A 19,418-nucleotide genomic window follows, 5' to 3' on the forward strand; every position below is an offset into this window, starting at 1 on the left:
GGAATATTACCAATGACATTGCGGCTTCATGAAAAACTTGCTAGTTTCTGAACAAATAAGAAAAAAATTCAGGATGAATTGCAATGGAAAATAAAAGACATCATTGCACAAATGTTTGTGTAATTATGTTGATGATTGCCTTAACTTCAATGGCGCACGCTGTTCAGCCATTAAGTGAGAGTACACTCGCCTTACAAACCGCTATGCTGAACAATGCGCTGCCCAGTATTCTGATTAAAGCACAACAAGATGCCTTGAAACCTGAGGAAGAACGTTGGCGTTCGCAACGAGTCCTGAGTGATAAGTACTTAGGTGAAATTCGTGTCAACACTATTTTGGGAGGCGTGTTATCGCCCCATGAAGAACAGAAAAAAGTGATGGCGGTTGATCCGAGAGATAAGAGGATAGCCACCATCAAGCCACATGAGCAACCATCTGACCGATACATGATTTATGAATTCGAATCAGGCAATGTTCATGTGACCTATAACGATGATGTTAAAGCCGAACTGGTTGTTAGATAGCAGGGTGCTGAATTTTCCAGGCACGATGAATTTTTTGATTGCGTTTAAAATCTAGACCAATGGTTTCTGAGGTGATTTCTTCGACTTGATACATCGCCTCAATTTCTTCATCTAGCTCAAAACCACGGTAGTTATTTGAGAAGTACAAGGTTCCGTCACTGGTTAAACGATTCATTGCACGTTTTAGCAGTGAAACATGGTCACGCTGTACATCAAAAGTTCCATAGAATTTTTTCGAATTCGAGAACGTTGGTGGATCAATGAAGATCAGGTCATATTGTTCATGACCTTCTTTTAACCATTCAAAGCAATCACTGGCAAAGAACATATGCTGTTCATCGGCATGATCTACAGTCAAGCCGTTTAAGACAAAGTTTTCTTTAGACCAGTTCAAGTAGGTATTGGATAAATCGACACTTGTGGTACTGGCTGCGCCACCTAAGGCCGCATGTAAGCTTGCAGTCGAGGTATAGCTATACAGATTAAGGAAGTGTTTGCCACGTGCTTCTTTGGCAATTCTTAAACGCATTTGACGGTGATCAAGGAATAGACCTGTATCTAGATAATCGGTCAAGTTCACCAAGATACGTGCTTTGCCTTCCTGAACGATAAAACGTTTAGATGCGGTACTTTGTTTGGTGTATTGGTTTGCACCGGCTTGTTTTGCACGCGTTTTGATAAAGATCGCATCACGGCCTAAACCAGTTACAGCACGAATAGCTGCAAGCGCCAAGTTAAAGCGTTTTTTTGCTTTTTCTGGATCAATGGTTTTTGGTGGTGCGTATTCTTGAACATGCAAACGATCTCCGTATAGATCGACTGCAACATTAAAGTCAGGCAAATCTGCATCGTATAAACGTAGGCAGAATACATTTTCTTTTACAGCCCATTTTTTCAATGTTTGCATATTTTTTTGCAAGCGATTGGTAAAGTCTTCAGCACCTTCAATTTTCTCAAATTGTTGTGGTTGCCAAGTTGCAAGGAAAGGCTGTGTCACTGTCGCAGGTTTAACTGTACCAAAACGGATATAAATTGGTAATTTACCATTCATCAACCGTAGTGTTTGTGGATCATTGATGGCAAGAACATCTGCCTGTTCAATTTGTGCTGCAATCACAGCAACAGACTGATTTGGGAAATTCTTTTGTAATAGTCCAGACAAACCTAAATAGAATGAACGGCTAGACGCTTTATCACCTAAGCGCTCGCCATAAGGCGGGTTGGTGACGATAAAGGCTTTTTTGCCTTCAGCGTGGAAGTCATCCCAATCTGCCAGAGTACGTTCTTCAATTTGGATCTGATCCAGTAATTTTTCAAAACCAGCAGCGATGATGTTTTGGCGAGTGGCTTTGACCGCTTCCCAATCCGCATCGTAGGCATAGAATTTCGGTAAAGGTTGTTCTAAAGCCTTTTGATGACGCTCTGCTGCTTCAGCTTTGAGTGAGAGCCATAGATCACGGTCATGTCCATGCCAGCCATTGAAGCCAAAACGACGAACTAAACCAGGTGCACGATCGGTCAAGATCAAGAGTGATTCAATAATAAATGTGCCTGAACCACACATCGGGTCAAGGATAATATCAGGTTCATACTGGGCTAATTGGGCTTTTTGCAGAATCGCTGCAGCTAAGTTTTCTTTGATCGGGGCATCAGTCATAAAATGACGATAACCACGTTTATGCAGTGAATCGCCCGATAAATCTAAGCAATAGGTGTGTTCTGTTTTACCAGCTAAAACGTAAAGGGTAATTTCAGGTTGTTTAATATCAATACTTGGGCGTTTACCCACGGCTTCCATAAAGGAATCGACTACACCATCTTTTACACGTAGGGTAGCAAATTGGGTATTAACTTTAATTTCGCGCTCCACATGCAAGCGGACTGCAAAGGTGCTTTGTGGTGCAAAAATCAGTGACCAATCAAAGCTGATCGCACCCTCATAAAGTTCTTCTGCTACATCACGTGCATCATGCGTATGTTCGAGTTCATGCGTATGAATTGGTAACAGGACGCGAGAGGCAAGACGCGACCACATACAAACGCGATAGGCATTTTCGAGCGTGCCTTTAAATATTAAACGCCCAGCAAAACGTTGGATATTTTGAATGCCTAAATCTTCAAGCTCTTGTTGTAATAAGGTTTCAAGCCCGTCCGCACAGGTCACCCAATAGTCTGTTAGACGTGGTTTAGCATTCATTCAAATTTCCAAAACATTTTTAGCAATTGGCTATTTTAACTGATTTTTGTTTGTTCTGTCGGTGCATATTTGTGTGATTGTTAGCTTTATCAGCGATTCATTGCATTTTTGGCTAAATTTCTGCTGCCCTAATTTGTTTATACTGTGATTTAAGTCATTTTTATTCTGAATTTTATTAGAGAGTTGGTATAGCTTTTGCTTCTACATTCGCAGCACATCAGTGAGGTGATTTTAATTAAAACTGATGAACTTTAATAATTTTAATTTGATGGCTGTGAGGATGTTATGAAGGAAAGCATGAAAAACGAAGTATTGGTCAATGCTGAAGCGTTTACGATTGCAACTCAAATGTATGTCCGTTTAAGACGTGTATGTGGTCGTGTGATTGATGTGATGTATTTGGTGAATAATAAAAGCTATGCCCAACATGTGCTTGAGCTTGCCTTGGCGACCGAAGATCCAGAATTGGAGCGCTTTGTGATTCGTTTAAGCCCACTGGTCGATTTATATCCAGAAGCAACTTTACTGGTTGACGAAGCAAAAACCGAGGTGAAAAAGCAATCTGTCGAAGTTTTAGAAAACTATCCAGTGGAAGTGACCGAGGAGGAAATTTATCAGGCACAGGTGCATCATCACTATATTGGTGCATTAAGATAGATTATAAGTCATTAAAAAATAGAAAATAAGCAAGGGGTGTAGCTCGGATGCTTACATCCTTAATTTGTTCTGTTTCGCTAGAGAGTCGCAGCGCAATTTTCAGAAGTAATGCTAATCTCTTGCATACCAATCAAAAAATAAGACGATGAAAAAAATCTAAAAGATTTTTACTTAAGTGCTGAAAAGTTCAACTGCGAATGAAATCCAAAGTCTGTATAATGCGTTAACTTAACGTGTTAGGAATCTCTTATGCACTTGGCGGCATTGCATACTTTGAGTCAGATCCAGCTCAATCAACAAGGAAATCTCAAGCACTTTTTAACCATTGAAGGTCTTTCCAAAGAAACCTTAACCAAGATTCTAGATACAGCGCAAAGCTTCTTAGATGAAAATAATAATTTGATCAATCGTCCGTTGCTTGAAGGGCTGACGGTGATGAATCTATTCTTTGAAAATTCTACTCGTACCCGTACTACTTTTGAGGCTGCAGCAAAACGTTTGTCTGCCAATGTCTTAAATATTGATATCGCGCGCTCAAGTACCTCTAAAGGTGAAACCTTACGCGATACATTGTGGAATCTGGAAGCCATGGCGGCGGATATTTTTGTGGTGCGTCACTCATCCTCTGGGGCAGCACATTTTATTGCCAAAGATGTGTGTCCAAAAGTTGCAATTATCAATGCTGGTGATGGTCGCCACGCGCATCCAACCCAAGCAATGCTGGATATGTTAACCATCCGCCGTGAAACCAAAAAACCATTTGAAGCGTTAAGTGTTGCCATCATCGGCGATATTAAACATTCACGTGTGGCTCGTTCTAATGTCGCTGCGTTGCAGACATTGGGCTGTAAAGATATTCGTGTGATTGCGCCGAATACCTTATTGCCAGTGAGCTTTGATGAATATGGTGAACATGTACGTCTGTTTAATAAAATGGATGAAGGTGTTAAAGGTTGTGATGTGATTATTGCCTTGCGTATCCAAAATGAACGTATTGACTCACCAGCGCTTGCTTCACAAGCTGAATTCTACAAAATGTATGGTTTGAACAAAGAGCGTCTGGCATTGGCCAAGCCTGATTGTATTGTGATGCATCCAGGTCCGATGAACCGTGGTGTCGAGATTGATTCGAGTGTTGCCGATGGCGATCAGTCCGTGATTTTGAAACAAGTCACCAATGGTATTGCTGTTCGTATGGCGGTACTGGCACTTGCAATGCAAGGGCAGTTACAAGAACAAGGTTTAATTGAAGCGATTGCACTGTAAGGGATAGATCACATGAGTATTGTAAAAATTGAAAATGTCCGTGTGCTCGATCCAATTCAAAACACCGATCAAGTTAAAACGGTTTATATCGAAAATGGCAAGCTGATTGATGCTGTAAGCCAGTTTGATGAAAGCATTGACGGTCAAGGCAAATGGTTAATGCCAACCATGGTTGATCTGTGTGCGCGTTTGCGTGAACCGGGGCAGCAACAACATGGAACTTTAAAGTCTGAAGGTAAAGCGGCGCGTGCCAATGGTATTCTGCATGTCATCACTCCACCAGATTCGAAGCCAATCGTGCAGGATAATGGCGCTTTGATTCATGGTTTGATTGAAAAAGCATATTTGGATGGCGGCATTTATCTACATATTATTGGTGCACAAACCCAAGGTTTGAATGGTAAACAACCTGCCAATATGGCGGGATTAAAGAAGGGGGGATGTACTGCGGTTTCAAATGCCAATGCTGCATTTGAAAATGATGACGTGGTCATTCGTACCCTTGAATATGCTGCAGGCTTGGGCTTGACCGTGGTGTTCTATGCCGAAGAACCGCAGATTGCCAAAGATGGTTGTGCCCATGAAGGTTTTATTGCGTCTCGTCAAGGTTTACCGATGATTCCAGCGATTGCTGAAACGGTCGCGATTGCAAAATACTTGATCATGATAGAAGCAACAGGGGTAAAAGCACACTTTGGACTCTTGTCTTGTGGCGCTTCGGTTGAATTGATTCGTGCAGCAAAAGCCAAAGGTTTACCTGTAACGGCAGATGTTGCCATGCATCAGCTACACTTAACTGAACATCTGACCGATGGTTTTAATTCACTTGCGCATGTGCGTCCACCATTACGTTCTGAGCAAGACAAGGCCTTGTTACGCCAGGGCGTTAAAGAGGGGGTGATTGATGCAATCTGTACGCACCATGAACCGTTAAGCAGCTCTGCAAAAATGGCACCATTTGCTGAAACACAGCCAGGTATTAGCGCTTTTGATACCTATGTGGGCTTGGGGATACAGTTGATTCAGGAAGGTGTTTTTGAGCCACTGGAGTGGGTTGCAAAAGTGACTTCAACGCCTGCTCAAGTTGCAAATATGACTGAGCGCTGGCAGCAAGAAGCAGGCTGGGTTTTGGTTGATCCTGAACTACAGTGGGCTGTTTCTAAAGAAACAATCGTTTCTCAAGGGAAAAACACCCCACTACTTGGACAGCAGTTGACCGGTAAAGTGCTGCATACATTTGCCTGAAATGAACTAAAAAACAGCGGAATAAGGCGATAAGGCCTTATTCCGCTTTGTAAAATGTGAAGTAGATATTGTATTTAAATTTTACAAAACTGATAAAGATTAAAAAAATAGATTAAAGTAAAAAAATAAATTGAGATATACCTTACATAAAATTATAAAAATGAGAATTACATTATTTAAAACTTAAATAATTGGAGCTTAACAATATGTCTATGAATCCAATGGAGTTACTTAAGCAAAAAGTATCGTCTATGATTGTGAATGATCAAACCTGTTTGGTTAATGAGAAAAATGATGTCTTATCAAGATTTTATCCAATTTTTTTATCTATTTTTCTAGATAAGCCTGAATTGATTGATCAGCTAAAAGAGAAACTGACCCCTTCAGTTTTTGATTTGCTGGAAGAAAATGCACGGGTAAAAAATGCATTGCTGATAAGATTGGCTGCAGGCAAAGTTGCAGTTACAGAAGTGGAAATCACATTAAATCGAGCCATTCCTAAAAGTTTAGCGGTACTTTCAAACGAAGTGGGGAATGAGGCAATCAGTATTCTGCATTATCTTCGAGAACATAAAGAATCAATCTTTGCCTTACTGCCCAATTGGTCTGATGAAGTGCTTGCATTATTGGATGAGGTGGAGATAAAAGAACCTTTATTAGAAACAATGCATGAACCAGTTGAGCTGCCTCCTGAAAAGAAATCGTATCGTTTATTTCCTTTTCTTACTTTGATTTTTGCCAGTTTCTCTTTGCTGTTTCTCTACCATTTAACTAAGTAATGGACAACCTATCCAAGATATAAGTAGCGCAGTTCAATATGAATCTGGGCAAGGTGCTAAAGCGCTGTCTTTGATCAGTTTTGTAAAGTGTGATGTAAGTATTGTATTTAAATTATTTAAAAACGAGTAAAAACTAAACAAATGATTAAAATAAAAAAACATCAGCTTGCTTGTACTTCGCATTTTTCTTAAGCGATCTGAATATTATAAATTTAACTGATTGGAGTGAATAACAATGTCAATAAACCCAATGGAATTGTTAAAGCAACAAGTAACATCTGTACTTGTAAGTAGCCAAGATAGTCTGGCTAATGAAAAAAGTAACCTGTTATCCAAATTTTATCCGATTTTTCTTTCGGTCTTGACTGCCAAGCCAGAACTGATTCAGAAACTCAAGGAATCGATTTCACCTTCTTTATTCGATTTGTTTGGCCATAATGATCAAGTCAAAAATGCACTTTTATCAAATTTGACAGACGGTCAACTGTCTACTGCTGAAGCAGAACAAACATTAAACCAAGCGATTCCGAAAAGCCTTGTTGCTTTGACCAATGAGGCTGGCAATGACTCTCAGAGTATTGTCAATTATTTAAAACAGCATGCTGATTCCATTCGTTCACTTTTACCTGCATGGGCATTGGGTTTACTTGCGCCATTAGGACTGGTCTCCAGCGCATCTGCCTCTGTTTCAAATTTTGCCAATAATGCAACTGAAACAGCAACCAAATCACGCGCTTGGCTGCCGATTGTGGCGCTGATTATTTTAGCGCTACTGGTCGCATGGCTATGGAAATCTTGTCAGCACCAACAAATGGCTGTACCTGTAAATAATGAAGATACTGCAGCTTCACAGGTGACTGCTACAGATGCTGCTCCAGCCAGCTTGAGTTTAAGTACCGATGCAAATGCTAAAGTTGTGCAGTGTCAGGTGGGAGTGGGTGATCAAGGCTTCTTGAGCAGTATTCAGGCTAAAGTAAAAGAGATTTTTTCGGGTAGTCAGGACTGTACTGTCGATACGGCAACTACCCATGCGGCGACATTTACCGATCAGGCAGGACTGGCTGGCGTACTAGGCCTACTTAAAGGTGTTCCAAATGTTTCTTTGGATTGGGTGGGAGATAAAATTACTTTAAAAGGCGCAGATACCAACAAACTGAATGAGTTACTGGGCAAGATCAAAGCACTTGTACCGAATACAGAGGTCGTGGTTGATGCACCTGTAAATGCAGATGATTCTGTCAGCAACAGCTTGAATGCCGCTCATGATGCATTGGCAAGTATTGATGCAAATCAGGTGGATATTAATGCAGTGATTAAAGCCCTTAATCTGCAAATCATTAATTTCTCGACAGGGTCAAATAAGATTCCTGATGAAAATAAAGCGATTTTAGACAAAGCAGCAGCCTTAATGAAAAACCTCAAGGATGCTAAATTGACAGTTGCTGGTTATACCGACTCTACTGGGAACGCGGATAGCAATAAGGCATTATCTCAAAAACGTGCACAAGCTGTGGTGGACTATTTGGTTGGCCAAGGTGTTGCTGCAACTCAACTGACAGCTGTGGGACATGGTGCAGATAATCCTGTTGCAGATAATGCGACAGAAGAAGGGCGTTTTAAAAATCGCCGTATCGAGTTCTCAATTACCCCGTAACGGATATTGTTTGATGATTTAAAGGAGTTATTATTGTAATAACTCCTTTTATTTTGGCTATTTATTCGATGTTTTAATCTGAATATGCACTGATTTAAATAAAATTAAAGAAAAGACTCGAAAGTCTAGATTTAAATTGAGTAAAATACGCCCGAAAAAAACAAGATTACAGGGCATTCATATGAATAAGTTTTTTATATTCACAACATTAACAGCAGCAGTTTTATTAGCAGGTTGTGATAAGTTCAAACCAAAAGATAAAGTGGAAAATACTGATGCTGCTGCCGTTGCTGAGTGGAGCTGTACCAATCAGGATAATCTGAATAATATTCAGGCTGCATTAAAGAAAGCCTATTTAAAGCAAATTGAACGTAGCTTACGTGAAAGTGAATATCAGGCCGATTATGATGTTCTAGATAAAATCAATAAAGGTCTGAAATTCGAAATTAAAAATGTCCGTACTTTAGATGCGACTGAAACCCAATCCGCTTCAAAAACACTGTTGAGCTGTGATAGCCAATTAATTATTTCTTTCCCGAAAGGGCTGCAAAAGCGTGCAGAAAACGCCTATCTTGAATCGCAAAAGTATCAAGGCGATGGTGAGGGTGACGCACGTGCAACGACTTATACTTTAGGTGATTACTTCTCTGACAGTGAATACCCATTGACTCTGGAAGATGATCAGTTACGTGGTGAGTTTACTTATAATCTGACCAAGACAGATAAAGATGGTTTAGTTGTCGATATTCCAGATCAAAACGCCGTGATTGATGGGGTGGTGTTTATGGCAACCAAGGCTGTACAGTATGTTGCTTACCTAAAAGAAAATCGCCTGATTGAACAAGATAGTGAAAAGGCTCAACAAGAATATAATGCACAATCTTCGGCGCAAATGGACTTGGCACAAAAAGCGATGGACATCCGTAAGAAAGAACTGGATGCGGAAAAATCAAAACAGGTTGAGCGTTTAAATCAGACTTGGGATAAGTTCACGCCTGAACAGAAGACACAATTGCAGCAAGATCAATCAGACTGGTTTGAGAAGCGTGATGTGGATTGTAAGGTGCTGTCACAGAAAAGTGTCTATGATATCCCTGAGAAAGACCGTGAAACATATCAGAAGCAATCAGGTTACTGGAATGAGGCAATGCGTCAACAAGACCAAGCCATGCAATATACCAAATGCTTTACGCAGCGTACCATTGAGCGCATTGTTTATCTCAATAATGTCAATTAATTGACCAACAAGTAAAAGGACGAATTGATTCGTCCTTTTTTTATTGGCATGCTTGAGTTATCACGAAGGTAAAATAGAAATTATGCGAATTACATTGATTGGTGCAGGGCGTGTGGCAACCCATTTAGCCAGAGTATTGCAGTTACAGCATCAGATCGTTCAAATCTTTAGTCGGGATTTACAGCGCGCGCAAGTGCTTGCCAATCAAGTCAATGCTCAAGCAATTAACGATGTCAGGCAACTGAACTCACAAACAGATTTAGTGATGATTGCTGTGAGTGATCAGGCGATTTCCAGTGTGATAGATTCCATTACAGCATATTTGCCTGATAATCTGATTGTGCATACTTCGGGCAGTACGGCTTTATCAATACTTTCACAAGCTCATGTGCGATCAGGCGTTTTTTATCCCTTACAGACTTTTAGTTTGGAAAGAGCGGTGAATTGGTCGGATACACCGTTATTTGTTGAAGCAGTGCAGCAGCAAGATTTAACCTTATTAACCGATTTAGCAAACAGTTTAAGCCAACGTGTTTATCAATATAGCTCCAAGCAACGACTCACTTTGCATTTGGCAGCGGTGTTTGCTTGCAATTTTAGTAATTATTGTTATGACATGGCCAAGCAAGTGGTGGATGCCGAGCAGGTGGATTTTAGCCTATTATATCCCTTGATTCTGGAGACCGCAAACAAAGCCACAGCCAATGGTCCCAAGGATATGCAGACAGGGCCTGCGATGCGTGGGGATCAAAATATATTAAGTATGCATGGCCAGTTATTAACAGAATCGAATCGATCTGATCTACGGGATATATACCAACTGATGAGCGAATCTATTTTAAAACGGCATCATTAAAAAGGTTTAACAATAAATATACAAAATAGACAAATCAGTCTGTTTTGTATACCATGGTTAAAATTTGATTTAATATTTTATAAAAAAATGTTGGCTAATATCTTTCAAGCGTTAGAGCGTCTCGGCCTTACTGCACAAAAACGTGCAATCCATATTCAGTTTTCCAATCAAAATTTAAATACTCAAGTGTTCCTGCAACGGATTGATGGGCAGCATCAACTGAATGCGGGCTTTAAAGCAGAATTAATTTGTCTGTCGACCAATGCGACCATACCCTTAAAACAATTTATTGGTAGCCAAGCCGCAATTGACACCGTTACGGACCAGGGGCAATTGACCCGTGTCACAGGTATCATCACTCAAGCCCTGCAAGGGCAATCGGATGGTAGCCTCACGGTATATAAGCTGACTTTAGAAGATCCAACTGCACTGTGGAAACAACGCCGTAACAGCCGCGTGTTTATGAACAAGAGCGTACCTGATGTCGTGCAACTTATCTTTAAAGAGTGGCAGCAAAAGAGTCCCTTATTTGCATCAAGCTTAACGCTTGATTTAAGCGGACTGAGTCAAGACTATGATATCCGTCCCTTTATTATGCAATATAACCAATCGGATGAAGCATTTTTAACATCTTTGATGCGTAGCGAAGGCATTAACTGGCTGATCGATGAGGCTGAGCGAACCGTTGCAGTCAGCAGTGCAGCCATTCAGCCACAAAAGCTACGTTTGATTGATGACAATAGTCAGTATCAAGCCCTTGATCGTCGACAGATTCGTTACCATCGCAGCAGTGCCACCGAACAATACGACAGCATGACCAGTCTGGTGGGACAACGCAGCTTACAACCGAGCAGTGTGCATGTACAGCGTTGGCAAGCCGATGCACTGGAACAAGAAGATGGTGCAGGCAGTGTACAAAGCACGCATAAACACAGTGCTCAATACGACAATGCTAGTCTAGGGCTAGAACAGGCATGGCACTTTTCACCTGCTTGGATACAAGACCTGAATGGTGAAGATGGGGCAACCGCATCGGGCAATGCACAGATTGAAAAGCTGAATCAGAATCTGGGTCAATATTACGACCTGCAATCCAAACAATTTACTGCCGATAGCACCGTTCGAGACACCTATGTCGGTTACTGGTTTGAATTGACCGAACATCCTGAAATTGATCAACACGATGGCGCAGACAAAGAATTCCTGATTACAGGCAAAAACTTCTATAACCAAAACAACTTGCCTAAAGACCTCAATCAGCAGATCAATCAATTATTAGCGCAGAGTAATTGGCAGCCAACTCAATCTAATAACACAGAAGAACGCCAAGCCAATCAACTGACGCTACAACGCCGCAGTATTAAAACCGTACCCGAATTTAATCCCATACAACACCGTCCAGTCGCTTCACCGCAACGAGCCAAAGTGGTTGGGCCAAGTGGCGAAGAAATTCATGTCGATGAATGGGGGCGAATTAAAGTTCGTTTCCTATTCACTCGTAATGACGACCATAGCCACGATGGTGGTGCAGGTGCCAATGACAATGACACCGATTCAGCTTGGGTTGATGTACTTACGCCTTGGGCTGGTGAAGGCTATGGCGCACGCTTCTTACCGCGCATAGATGAAATCGTAGTGATTGATTTCTTTAATGGCAACATTGATCGTCCCTTTGTCGTCGGTCGGATTCATGAAGGCCATCGCAGCCCGACCAAGTTTGACCATGTAGGCAAGCTGCCAGACACCAAGAAACTGGCAGGGATCAAGTCCAAAGAAGTTCAAGGTGAAGGTTTTAACCAACTGCGTTTTGATGACACCACAGGACAGATCAGTGCTCAGTTGCAAAGCAGTCATGCGGCCAGTCAACTGAATCTGGGGAAACTGAGTCATCCTAAAGATAAAGCCGAAAGTGAAGACCGAGGTGAAGGTTTTGAGCTGCGTACCGACCAATGGGGTGCTGTACGTGCAGGCGAAGGTCTTCTCGTTTCCACGCATAAACAGAATCAGGCGCAAGGCGAACACCTTGATGCCCAACCTGCCAAGCAACAGCTTGAAGGCAACCAGAGCAATGCTAAAGCCTTAAGTGAAGTGGCTAAGAATCAGCAGACCGATGAAATAGAATCGCTGGATCAGTTGAAAGCTTTTGCTGAAGAAATTGAGTCTGATATTGCCAAGTTTAATAAAGCGATGTTGTTGCTTAGTTCACCTGCAGGGATTGGCCTAAGTACCAATGAAGATATTCATCTCTCTGCGGATGGGCAGATCAATCAGTTTGCTGGTGACAGTATCAATCTAAGCACACAAAAAAATTTAGTAGCACATGTCAGTGGTAACGCCAGTCTTTTTACTGCTCAAGGTGGCATTAAACAAGTTGCGGCCAAAGGTAAGTTTGAAGTTCAGGCTCAAGGGGATGGACTAGATTTACTTGCCAAGCAAGGGATTCAGATCATTTCGACAGAAGACCGTATAGAAATCACCAGTCCAAAAGAGATTGTGATTACTGCGGCTAGCTCTCAGATCAAGCTGAATGGCTCAGGTATTTTCCCAACCACAGGTGGCAAGTTTGAGGTGAAGGCTGGACAGCATTTGTTTATGGGCGGGCAAAATATAAATGAAACGATTTTGGAGTTACCAGAATTAAAAGACTGTGAATATAAGATGAAAGATGCAGCTTCAAGCGGTAAATCGAGCGTGAGAGTAAAATGATTAAGGGTAAGTTAAATTTTGAGGATTTTCAGAAATTTAATTACATATTATATGATCAGTATTTGTTTAGAAATTTACTGGACATTTATGAAAATGAAAAAGTGAAGTACAAAATTTTAGCAATTAATGTTTTTAAAGAAAAACAGATTGCTCCAATTGTGATACGTATTGATTCAATGAGCCCAGCTTTATTGCAAGATTACTATGAAAATATTTATTTAGGCTCTAGACTAGCAGATTTACACTTAATTTTACCTAATGAGGTTCCACAGCTCAGTTGCTAACTCATTAGGTTCCCTCATCCAACGCCATTCAGTTTCTTTAAGATGATAATCAAAGTACTCTTTTGATATGCCGTTAAACTTTGCTAGCCTTCTTTTACAAAAGCTCCAAAATGATTCTATTCCATTTATATGGCATTGTCCTCTAGCAAACTCATTTGCTCCGTGATTTACCCTAAAATGCTTTGAATAACCCACATCAACAAGACCATTATAGCCACGCCATCCATCACTATAAATCACACTCTCAAGTGAAACTTTACCAATTATAACCTCTTGTAAAGTCTTCATTTTACAGTCAGGTACGATTTCAGTATAGACGCGCCCATTACGTTCGAATATTCCAAATACTGGCTGTTTTAGAGTCCCACGACCACGCTTTAACTTTCCATGAAACCCACGTTGCCTTTTCGCTCCAAAATAGCTTTCATCTACTTCTATTGAACCAACAAACTTAGCTCTTAAATCTGTTTGATGATCATAGATAGTTTCTCTAAAAAGCATGTACCAATAATTAATCGTATTACGATTTAAATTGAGTAATAAGGCTGTTTTGGAAGCAGGAATATCAACACAAAAGCATTGAATAATTTTTTTAATCTTGTAGTGACTTAATTTACTGTTTTCTATCATTATTCTAGACTAACATAATTATTCTGCTAGTCTAGAGCCTTATTTATTAGAACAAACTGAATATATCAATAAATTTGATCAGATGGCTTTGGTGCAAAATCTGATTAAGACTGATCTAGAGCTAGATGATTTGGCAGAACAGTTAACAAAATTGATGCTCATAAATAAAAATACATTGTTTCGATTCTACGATCCTCGAGTACTCGTGCACCTGTATATGTCGAAAGATCATCAGATTTTAAATACCGATATTGATCGATGGCTCAAACGATATCGTTCAATTTTTGAAACATGGTCATTTGATTTAATGGGGCATTCTTTTGAAATAAATGCTTTAGATCTTAGCTCTGAACAAACTCTTCAAAAGTCTAGAATACAGCTCAAAAATTTTGATCAAATCAATTCCAGTATAAAAGAATTTTCCAGAAAAAATGCTGATTTCCAAGCCTTAATGGACTTTATGCAAAAACAATATTTAGCTTTTGAGGTGAGAAATGACAGATAATACCGTTGCAGAAAAATATAGATATGATCGTTGTGAAACTTGCGAGCGTTTAGGCTCATTCTATCCAGTTCGAATCGCTGTCGCCTTAGAGACTGAAAACTCTGATCATTTTAATATTAAAGACATTTTTGCGAAGAAATTACCTGCTTTACCCAAAGGTTTAAAATATGTCTATAGAAGATTAAATGAAGGCTATTTGTACGCCTATGCAAAAGAATGGCGTGTAGGGCAATATAATGATGAGAATTTACACGCCTATAATGTTAATGCCAATGGTTTTATCAGTGCGATGGATAAAGATAGCATGGGCGTTCAGCCTAAAGCCAAAGACTATGCTTGTTTTATAAATCCGGTTACCAGTAAACAAAAGTCAAGCTCTAATGCGATGTTACTTGATTTGTTTCCAAACAAAGATGTTTCACCCGTTGTAGACTTATTTTATTCAAGGCATCAACTCAGCATTGAAAGTTGTAATCAATTCGAAACTGATGAAAATTTACGTAAGAAGATATGTAGTCAGATCAACGTTAGCAAGCCAACAGATTATCAACTCCCATATATCGATTATACATCTTGTATTGAAAATATAACACAAGATCAAATTGAGATCGTAAAAAAATTAGTTCCTTGGGAAGAGGATTTAATCAAAGATATTGCTAAATATCCGTTTCATGAAACGGATGAATTTAGTGATGAAACAGGGAAAAGTACTTTTAGTTTTCAGGCAATCAAGACCGATAAAAATAATAAACCTGTATTAGACCCTAAAACCAAAGAGCCAATGTTTGATGAGTCAGCTCCCGCTGTTCCGTATGTAACATCGAAGGAACGCGTTATTGTCTTTAATGACCCAGTGGGAATTTTAGAAGATACGCTGTCTATTATTAACTATTTGGCAGAAAAGATTAGAACACCTGAGGAAGAACGGCTTTATCAAAGTGCAATGCAGATTATCAAACTCAAGTGTTTAATTAAAGCTAAAATTCATGGTGAGAAATATTCAGATCTCTGGAACCTTTACGGGTTCCGCTATGGCGCTGAACATATGCTGGAAGGCATTCCTGAACAAGATAAAGTCAATATTCATGTGCCTATGTTTCCCTCTCAGGATCAAGCAGAGAAAGCAGACAAAAGTTTTGAGAAAATCCATGACAATATGATGTTGAAAAGACAACATTATATGGAGAACTTCTTTGATTTTGAAGAAAAAGACATTATAAAAATGACCAAAGATGTCAATGATGAGTTTGAAAATGAGTGGAATAGAAAAAGCTTTCTTGGGATAGTCGGAGATAGGTTTTCCGAAAAATTAAAACAAAAGGCTATGCAGGATTGGCTGGAGCAGCAGGCGGAAAAGATACTCAACTATGGGAAAACTGAAATCGAGCCAATAGTTAAATTTTATATTGAGTGGCTTAAGTCAGATACTTTATTGAACTACATGGAGAATGCTTTTGATCATAAAAGTCCATTTTCTGCGAGTAACTTTATAACGATTAATTCCCGAATTGTTGGTAATGCGGATACCTTGGAGCTATGTTCGAAATATTTTGAAGAGTTGCTACAGGAGGCTAATTATAATAATCGGAAAAATTATTTACTAAGAACTTTTATCTTTGATTCTAATATATTGCAGGATACCGTAAACTCGGTGAATGATTTTTTAGGTAAAAATCAAATCACGACTTTATCGTTTGCAGGAACACAGTTTTTTGATGTGAACAGTATAGCGCAGCATGAAAATTATCAAAAGCAAGCTGACAAGATTAAAGAAAGTATTAAAGTAAAAATCGATATCTTTTCCGAGCAAATCGGCGGCACAGTCGCGCGCGTGTTCCATGGTCGTGCCAATCAAGTTCCTGATGCGGCCAAAACTGTGGCAATGAAAAGCTTTGAGGTTTTTTCTGGGAAAACGTTAACAACAAAAGCATATGCAGGAAAGTTAACCGATATTATTCAGCAAATTATGCGCGATTCGCCTATTAACTTTGATGAGGCTAAATCTCGACAAGCCAAGAAAAATGCTAAAAATGCGTTTAGAGTTAATTTAAAAAAAGCATTACTGGAAAATTTCAATACTGACATAGATTTTCACCGTTTAGGAAAAGTGCGTACCAAAGTTTATATGGTCTTGCATCTGGATACTCAACAGTTAGCGAAAATCAATCCCAATATGACTCAGGCTCAAATCAGTGAAGCCATGCATGGAGTGGTGCGGGGGGCTGGACAAGTCGTAGCAGACCAAAAAATTGCTGGCAATTTGGAACAAACTAGACAATTAAACCAGTTAGAGGGGCAAAGCCAAAAAGTATTTGCCCGGCAAGGTACGGGCTTTGGCTTTGGTGTATTTGCATTTAGTTTACAGTCCTTAGCATTAATTGGTGCAGCGCAAGGCATCGCAACGGATATTAACCGACAATCAGTTACCAATCTTATAGGAGTATTTGGAGCAACTCTTGGCAATGTTGCAGATGTGATGGATCGGCAATTACAAATGAAAATCTTACAATTGGGTGAGATTAAATCATTAGTCAAACTGCAAGGAAGATATGCTTTAGGCGCTAAAATTGGCTTATATGGTGGTGCGATACTATTAGCAGGTGTTGAATGGATGAAAGCTTTTGATGCTTGGCAAAAAGATAAATATGTTATTACGAGTTTATATACTGCAAATGGCTTTATAGCTATTTTAACTACTCATGCCTTTTTAAGTAATAGCTCATGGGGCTTAGCTTCCATAAGTTTTAGAGCAGGTTATTGGGGGATATTTTTGATTGGTGTTTCGATTGCTATTAGTTATGGAATTGATTTTTGGAAAAGAAAGGAAATACGTAATTTCTTGGAAGCATCTGCATGGGGTACAGAGAGTAAAAATTGGACACAAGTAGCTGAAAAAACTGAATTTGAAAAGATTTACGAGTAACTATAGATGTTAAGAGAAGACTACGAAACCAAGTTTACAACACTTAACCAACCCTTTGAGATTGGGATTCCCAATAAAAATGGGCGCTTGCGTCTAAGGGAAATTGATATAAAAAGTCTGAAAACGGATCAGCTTTATCCTCATCGCAAGGTTATTCGTTTTAACTCCACTTTTATGGAAGTAATGGATAGTTGGGAGTTTATCCGTGGTCGAGCGACAGCATTGGCCCTTCCGATGTGGGCGGTGTGTATTTTTGGCCTAATATTATTTTCTATAATGGCCACAGACGGGTGGCTGGATAAAGTGTATTGGTTCACTCTTTTTATATTTATGATTTCATTAGGTGTTCTTTATATAATTTATTCAAATTATAAAATGGCGAAGTATGACTTGTTTGGTTATACCCATTATCCGATTCGTTTTAATCGAAAGGCACAAAAAGTTTATGCTTTTTCCCCCCAACAACAAAAAATCATTGAGCTAAACTGGCAGGATTTACGTTTTTCTGCGGTACAAGAAGGACGGTTTGATATCGAGTTAAGAGCAAGTTTAGTAAATGCGGATAATATTGTGGAAGAAGAAATCATTTTTCCTTTTATTACGAAAATATATGGAAAAGAATTGGTTGATCAGCATTTGGCATTCTTTAAAGCCTATATGCAAGGTTATGATCTAAAAAGTATTGATGCAGCTATTCCAGAGTTTTTTGATGTTTATAACAGGAAAGAAAGCTTTAAGGAAAGTTTTGAACGAGTTTATATGCAGTTTGATGGTGAAGAAATCATTCAGCAAACCCGTCCAGCGGAGCGAGATAATGGAATCGCGACAGTTGCTTTTGCTCTATTCCCACTTATTATATTAAGACGTTTAGGTTTATATTTTTCAAAAATACCTCAATGGCCTACCCATATTGAAAAAGAATGCCAGATTGAAAGTAATGATCCTTATGACTCAACAGGAAAACAGCGTCATCTTGCACCATTGGTGTTTACTTCGACTGAAAAATTTATTTTATTTCTAGGTTGGTTCCTAGGAACAAGTATCTTTATCGCATTTCTGGCAGGATTAGCTTACTTAAGTTGGAACTATAGATAAGAACAAGATCAAATGTTATGAGAAGATTATGAAACAAAATTTACGACACTTAATCAACCCTTTGAGGTTGGAATTCCCAATAAAAATGGGCGATTGCGTTTAAGGGAAATTGATATAAAGAGCCTGAAAATAGACCAGCTTTATCCCCATCGCAAGGTTATTCGTTTTAACTCCACTTTTGTGTTGGCTCAATTGACCAATAAAGGTCAGCTCTAAAGACCCAACCTTTATTTGCTGCTATTTATTTTTTGCATTGTTTCCCTATCTAAGAATGCACGGATACTTTTAAACAAAGGATGTTTGTTCGTGTATTTCTCGCCATAAGTAAGGTTAAACTCATAATCGAAATCATTGGGATTAATGCCTTGATTATGCTGTAAAATAGTTTCTAATTTATCTAAAGCTTTTACAGCAATTGCTTCTTGCGTTTGACCAGCCTCATATTCTTCCCACAGCGCAAGTAACGAGCTTCTTAACGGATCATCTAATGACTGGGTAAGGAATAAGAGATCATTACGTTCTTGGACATTTTTATCAGGATGATTTTGCTTTTCAATTGCTGGGACATCACCATGAATTGTCTCGCCCAAGTCATGAACAAGACACATCTTTAAGACCCTTGAAAAGTCGAGGTATTTCAATTCATCTTCAAATACGAGCGCTAATAAGGCAAGTCTCCAGGTATGCTCAGCGGTGCTTTCATTTCTGCCATTAGATGTGTGGGCTGAACGCATGATATTTTTTAGATTCTCAGCTTCTTTTAAAAAGAGTAAACGCCCTTTAATAATGTCGGTATTCATTCAGCTTTCCGGTTGGTTCCAAAATTAGAGAACTCTACGTTCACAAGGTTGTAGAGCCAT

The 19,418-nt window shown here is 39.4% G+C and carries 16 protein-coding genes and 1 pseudogene; 14 read left to right on the plus strand and 3 right to left on the minus strand.

The annotated features are described in order from the left end of the window. Nucleotides 1-83: 83 nt before the first annotated feature. Nucleotides 84-524: a hypothetical protein gene (locus F907_RS09050; protein ID WP_016652193.1), complete on the plus strand. Its 441-nt coding sequence runs from the start codon at nt 84-86 to the stop codon at nt 522-524. Here the strand turns inward: F907_RS09050 and rlmKL are convergent. Further along, nucleotides 517-2,721, minus strand: a complete 2,205-nt coding sequence (rlmKL, locus tag F907_RS09045) for a bifunctional 23S rRNA (guanine(2069)-N(7))-methyltransferase RlmK/23S rRNA (guanine(2445)-N(2))-methyltransferase RlmL (protein WP_016652194.1) — start codon at nt 2,719-2,721, stop codon at nt 517-519. The two genes, F907_RS09050 and rlmKL, sit on opposite strands and share 8 nt — an antisense overlap. A 285-nt stretch (nt 2,722-3,006) precedes the next feature. Between rlmKL and F907_RS09040 the strand changes: the two genes are divergently transcribed. The 9 genes from F907_RS09040 (at nt 3,007) to F907_RS09000 (ending at nt 13,405) form a co-directional block, all read left to right on the plus strand. Continuing rightward, complete coding sequence (locus F907_RS09040) at nt 3,007-3,378, plus strand: hypothetical protein (RefSeq protein ID WP_016652195.1); 372 nt, start codon at nt 3,007-3,009, stop codon at nt 3,376-3,378. Nucleotides 3,379-3,627: 249 nt separating this feature from the next. After that, on the plus strand, nt 3,628-4,644 hold the full coding sequence (locus tag F907_RS09035; protein ID WP_016652196.1) for an aspartate carbamoyltransferase catalytic subunit: 1,017 nt from the start codon (nt 3,628-3,630) through the stop codon (nt 4,642-4,644). A 12-nt stretch (nt 4,645-4,656) separates the two neighbouring features. After that, the gene (locus F907_RS09030) at nt 4,657-5,889 is read left to right on the plus strand and encodes a dihydroorotase (protein ID WP_016652197.1); all 1,233 of its coding nucleotides are present in this window, start codon (nt 4,657-4,659) and stop codon (nt 5,887-5,889) included. Between the two features lie 206 nt (nt 5,890-6,095). Beyond that, the gene (locus tag F907_RS09025) at nt 6,096-6,668 is read left to right on the plus strand and encodes a hypothetical protein (RefSeq protein WP_016652198.1); all 573 of its coding nucleotides are present in this window, start codon (nt 6,096-6,098) and stop codon (nt 6,666-6,668) included. A 235-nt stretch (nt 6,669-6,903) separates the two neighbouring features. After that, nucleotides 6,904-8,322: an OmpA family protein gene (locus tag F907_RS09020; RefSeq protein WP_016652199.1), complete on the plus strand. Its 1,419-nt coding sequence runs from the start codon at nt 6,904-6,906 to the stop codon at nt 8,320-8,322. Between the two features lie 181 nt (nt 8,323-8,503). Continuing rightward, a complete protein-coding gene (locus F907_RS09015) occupies nt 8,504-9,559 on the plus strand; it encodes a hypothetical protein (RefSeq protein ID WP_016652200.1) in 1,056 nt (351 codons plus the stop codon). An 82-nt stretch (nt 9,560-9,641) separates the two neighbouring features. After that, entirely contained in the window at nt 9,642-10,415 is a 774-nt protein-coding gene (locus F907_RS09010; RefSeq protein WP_016652201.1) for a Rossmann-like and DUF2520 domain-containing protein, read from the plus strand. Between the two features lie 87 nt (nt 10,416-10,502). After that, nucleotides 10,503-13,121, plus strand: coding sequence for a type VI secretion system Vgr family protein (locus F907_RS09005; protein ID WP_016652202.1), 2,619 nt, complete (start codon nt 10,503-10,505; stop codon nt 13,119-13,121). Next, complete coding sequence (locus F907_RS09000; protein WP_016652203.1) at nt 13,118-13,405, plus strand: hypothetical protein; 288 nt, start codon at nt 13,118-13,120, stop codon at nt 13,403-13,405. Before F907_RS09005 ends, F907_RS09000 begins: the two co-directional genes overlap by 4 nt. Here F907_RS09000 and F907_RS08995 read toward each other — a convergent pair. Further along, on the minus strand, nt 13,373-14,035 hold the full coding sequence (locus tag F907_RS08995) for an IS1595-like element ISAcra1 family transposase (protein ID WP_016651315.1): 663 nt from the start codon (nt 14,033-14,035) through the stop codon (nt 13,373-13,375). The genes F907_RS09000 and F907_RS08995 overlap by 33 nt on opposite strands. Before the next feature lie 217 nt (nt 14,036-14,252). Here F907_RS08995 and F907_RS19235 point away from each other — a divergent pair, with 217 nt between their 5' ends. From F907_RS19235 to F907_RS19530, 4 genes and pseudogenes are all read left to right on the plus strand, one after another. Continuing rightward, on the plus strand, nt 14,253-14,540 hold the full coding sequence (locus F907_RS19235; RefSeq protein WP_228129554.1) for a hypothetical protein: 288 nt from the start codon (nt 14,253-14,255) through the stop codon (nt 14,538-14,540). Next, nucleotides 14,530-17,463 (plus strand): T6SS effector BTH_I2691 family protein, encoded by a 2,934-nt coding sequence (locus tag F907_RS08985; RefSeq protein WP_016652205.1) that lies wholly within the window; start codon nt 14,530-14,532, stop codon nt 17,461-17,463. The genes F907_RS19235 and F907_RS08985 overlap by 11 nt, the downstream gene beginning before the upstream one ends. A 6-nt stretch (nt 17,464-17,469) precedes the next feature. Beyond that, entirely contained in the window at nt 17,470-18,558 is a 1,089-nt protein-coding gene (locus tag F907_RS08980) for a DUF6708 domain-containing protein (RefSeq protein WP_016652206.1), read from the plus strand. A gap of 72 nt (nt 18,559-18,630) precedes the next feature. Beyond that, a pseudogene (locus tag F907_RS19530) lies at nt 18,631-18,741 on the plus strand (DUF6708 domain-containing protein); the annotation flags it as partial. Nucleotides 18,742-18,785: 44 nt separating this feature from the next. Here F907_RS19530 and F907_RS08975 read toward each other — a convergent pair. Beyond that, nucleotides 18,786-19,358: an HD domain-containing protein gene (locus tag F907_RS08975; protein ID WP_016652207.1), complete on the minus strand. Its 573-nt coding sequence runs from the start codon at nt 19,356-19,358 to the stop codon at nt 18,786-18,788. Between the last annotated feature and the right edge of the window lie 60 nt (nt 19,359-19,418).

Source organism: Acinetobacter colistiniresistens (assembly GCF_000413935.1).
GTDB classification, from domain to species: Bacteria; Pseudomonadota; Gammaproteobacteria; order Pseudomonadales; family Moraxellaceae; genus Acinetobacter; species Acinetobacter colistiniresistens.

Excerpts from the sequence above, each read along its gene's own strand:
- rlmKL (WP_016652194.1), bottom strand. The coding sequence starts at position 2,721 with ATGAATGCTAAACCACGTCTAACAGACTATTGGGTGACCTGTGCGGAC.
- F907_RS08980 (WP_016652206.1), top strand. The coding sequence starts at position 17,470 with ATGTTAAGAGAAGACTACGAAACCAAGTTTACAACACTTAACCAACCC.
- F907_RS09015 (WP_016652200.1), top strand. The coding sequence starts at position 8,504 with ATGAATAAGTTTTTTATATTCACAACATTAACAGCAGCAGTTTTATTA.
- F907_RS09000 (WP_016652203.1), top strand. The coding sequence starts at position 13,118 with ATGATTAAGGGTAAGTTAAATTTTGAGGATTTTCAGAAATTTAATTAC.
- F907_RS08985 (WP_016652205.1), top strand. The coding sequence starts at position 14,530 with ATGACAGATAATACCGTTGCAGAAAAATATAGATATGATCGTTGTGAA.
- F907_RS09025 (WP_016652198.1), top strand. The coding sequence starts at position 6,096 with ATGTCTATGAATCCAATGGAGTTACTTAAGCAAAAAGTATCGTCTATG.
- F907_RS09050 (WP_016652193.1), top strand. The coding sequence starts at position 84 with ATGGAAAATAAAAGACATCATTGCACAAATGTTTGTGTAATTATGTTG.
- F907_RS09030 (WP_016652197.1), top strand. The coding sequence starts at position 4,657 with ATGAGTATTGTAAAAATTGAAAATGTCCGTGTGCTCGATCCAATTCAA.
- F907_RS19235 (WP_228129554.1), top strand. The coding sequence starts at position 14,253 with ATGTCGAAAGATCATCAGATTTTAAATACCGATATTGATCGATGGCTC.
- F907_RS09010 (WP_016652201.1), top strand. The coding sequence starts at position 9,642 with ATGCGAATTACATTGATTGGTGCAGGGCGTGTGGCAACCCATTTAGCC.
- F907_RS09005 (WP_016652202.1), top strand. The coding sequence starts at position 10,503 with ATGTTGGCTAATATCTTTCAAGCGTTAGAGCGTCTCGGCCTTACTGCA.
- F907_RS08995 (WP_016651315.1), bottom strand. The coding sequence starts at position 14,035 with ATGATAGAAAACAGTAAATTAAGTCACTACAAGATTAAAAAAATTATT.
- F907_RS09035 (WP_016652196.1), top strand. The coding sequence starts at position 3,628 with ATGCACTTGGCGGCATTGCATACTTTGAGTCAGATCCAGCTCAATCAA.
- F907_RS09040 (WP_016652195.1), top strand. The coding sequence starts at position 3,007 with ATGAAGGAAAGCATGAAAAACGAAGTATTGGTCAATGCTGAAGCGTTT.
- F907_RS08975 (WP_016652207.1), bottom strand. The coding sequence starts at position 19,358 with ATGAATACCGACATTATTAAAGGGCGTTTACTCTTTTTAAAAGAAGCT.
- F907_RS09020 (WP_016652199.1), top strand. The coding sequence starts at position 6,904 with ATGTCAATAAACCCAATGGAATTGTTAAAGCAACAAGTAACATCTGTA.